A 2,659-nucleotide genomic window follows, 5' to 3' on the forward strand; every position below is an offset into this window, starting at 1 on the left:
GACCTCGTCCTTGCCGGGATAGAGGCGTCTCAGCACGCGCCCGCCGAGGTCGTAGAAGGTCTCGACCGTATAGCTCGGGCCATCGACGACCCAGATGTCCTGGACCTTGCGGCCGTCCCTGTCGAAGTTGAAGCGCTGCGTGGCCGCCGYGTTCGWCAGGCTGGTSAGCTGGCCGATGTTGTAAAAGCCGSCGCGCGCCTCGTCGTAGRKGKWGCGCGTCACGCCGTCCKGGGTGGTCTTGSTCTCGACGCGGCCGAKYGRATCGTAGGYGTAGSTGRTGACCTGGGCCTTGGCATCGGTYTGGGCCKTCAGCTGGCCTGCGGCRTCGTARGTRTAGRTCCAGCGCCCCCGGTCGGGATCGGCGACGGCGGTGCGGCGCGAGAGCGAGTCGTATTCGTAGGMRAAGCTATGGCCYGCGCCGTCCTTGAGCTGCGTGAGGCGGCCCAACGKGTCCCAGGTCATCGTGGAGCTGACCGCCTGCGCCGTGTCGGACAGGCGCTCCTGGCGGATCGTCCGCCCTTGCGCATCACGATGCAGGGTGCTGGTGCGTAAGAGCGGATCGGTGGTCTTCACCGCATCGAAGCCGCCGTAATCGATACTCTTAGATTAATCTAATGCCTCTGCGACTTCCTTATCAAACCATACTGCATCTTGACCGGAGAAAAACCTAAAGCCGTAAGGTAGCGCAAAAAACTTTGCCAAATCTGGCCGAGCGGCGGATATATGATGGGCATGTACTGTTTGTAGAGTGCTGATGTCATCATTGTACCTGTCAGCTGTAAACCACCAACCAGACATATGCTCAGGCGAAGGGTACCTAACACCTTCCACATCATCTCCATCGTAGACACCATCCGAAATTACTATCATCTGATCCGCCCTTGGAGGAGCAAAAGCGGCCCCGGCTTGGCTACAAATCTCGTGCTGAGATCTCCAATACGTAAGCGTTCTCTCGATACCGTATATAAATTCTGTTGCCTGCGGGTTGTATTCCCAAAAACTCATATACTGGTTTTCATCTTTAATAACTTTTGTTAGCCAATACCCATACGCTACGGTTTCGCCCGCACTTAGGGCGTGCCCACATGATATGTATTGAATAATACTCTGAAGAAAATTGTTACAGTCCCCCAGTAGTTCTTGATTTTGAACTTCAGCCTTCAGCTCATATCCATACTTTTGAAGCAGTCCATCTGTCATGAATCCACTTCCGCTCGGCAAGGAAATTAATTGAGTCATGCTACTCCTCATTACCGTATCTCAAGCCTCGTACCTGCCCACCCTGTAGCCGACTACAATCTATGCATTGCGGATATAGATTTTGCGGCTGACCGGGGGGGATTGTTCCGGTAGGTGGCTGATGATCTGGTACAAAATTACCGCTCTTCGTGCCAGGATCTTTTGTACCACATGTATGACAACCATTTTCATACCCTTGGCGATTCATAGTTTTACGTTCATCCGAATTCCAGTTCCTGCCAGGACCTCTCGCTGGCATAGGATCCTTGGCATAGGGACCAGGCTCTAATGTATTTGGAGAACCAGCACGTCCAGAATATTTTCCTCCGCTGCTAGCCGTGCCAGATGGTATAACCCTCTCTTCACTAGCCAACTCTCTGGATGAGCGATCCTTTCCAGGGCCTCGACGCTCCGCTGCCCTAGCTAAACTTGTTATTAGGCTTTGATTTGCAAGACTCTCCGCAATCCCGAAGTCAGTCAGTCTACCATTTGCGTATGTCTGACGAACGGATTCTTTGGCATCAGCAATTTCCCGAACCTCATCAAACTCTTCCTCGGTGATCTTTCCGCTATTGAGCGCATCCAGAGATGCGCTAATATCACGCTCGCGCTGATTTTCGGGTGTGTCCTCTAAGAAATTACCTGTTGGATCACGCAAGTTCACTGGATTATTAGCGCTGTACGCATACCTGTTCGTCCCTACCTCCGGCAGGATCGGGTCGAGGCTGTCCGGCGAGATAAACCGCCCCAGCACCGGGTCGTAGTAGCGTGCGTTCAGATACAGCAGCCCCGTCTCGTCGTCGCGGCGCTCGCCGATATAGCCCTTGGACTCCGCCTCGCCGCTGGCCGCATTCGTCTCGCCGAACGGGTCGTAGGCCGCCTCGCGCCGCACCACCTGCAAGGCGTTGGTCATCAGGCGCACCGAGCCGAGATGGTCCTTGTGCAGCACCAGCACCTTGCGCGTCACGCCCTCCGTCGACAGGCGGATGTCGGGATGCGGGTATTTGCGCCAGAAGCCCTCCGGCGTGCGCTCGAGATCGGGGCCGAGATACACGGTGGTGGGGCCGCCCGGCGCGATCTTCTTCAGGCGTGAGCCGTCGGGGCCATAGATGTAGGTTGAGGTGCCCTTGGGCGCGCTCACCGTCACCGGGCGGTTCTCCGCATCCCAGGTGTAGGTGCGGTCACCACCGGTGAGCAGGTTGCCGTTGCCGTCATAGGTATAGGCCTTGCCGCCCACGCTCGTCGGAGCATGCGGGTGCGCTTTGTCCAGGCCGGGATAGGCATAAACCATGCCGGTGTTGGCGGTCATGTTGCCCGCTTTGTCGTAAGCGAAGCTCTGCGCCTTGCCCGTCGTGCCGAGCGGTGTCGCGGTGGCGAGCTCGTCGAGGCCGGTATAGGTGTAGCTCCACCCTTCCCCGCC

General features: G+C 56.8%; 2 protein-coding genes and 1 pseudogene. All 3 read right to left on the bottom strand.

All coding sequences use genetic code 11. The annotated features are described in order from the left end of the window. A pseudogene (locus tag AB4Y85_RS19325) lies at window positions 1-573 on the bottom strand (hypothetical protein); the annotation flags it as partial. Between the two features lie 33 nt (window positions 574-606). Beyond that, on the bottom strand, window positions 607-1,239 hold the full coding sequence (locus AB4Y85_RS19330) for an immunity protein Imm33 domain-containing protein (RefSeq protein WP_441986529.1): 633 nt from the start codon (window positions 1,237-1,239) through the stop codon (window positions 607-609). A gap of 1 nt (window position 1,240) precedes the next feature. Continuing rightward, the coding region (locus AB4Y85_RS19335; RefSeq protein ID WP_441986530.1) for an RHS repeat domain-containing protein at window positions 1,241-2,659 on the bottom strand (1,419 nt) is incomplete at its 5' end.

The sequence above is a fragment of the Microvirga sp. 2YAF29 genome, assembly GCF_052114605.1.
Taxonomy (GTDB): domain Bacteria; phylum Pseudomonadota; class Alphaproteobacteria; order Rhizobiales; family Beijerinckiaceae; genus Microvirga.

Bases quoted from the DNA above. Each gene is read 5' to 3' on its own strand.
- AB4Y85_RS19330 (WP_441986529.1), bottom strand. From the start codon at position 1,239: ATGACTCAATTAATTTCCTTGCCGAGCGGAAGTGGATTCATGACAGAT.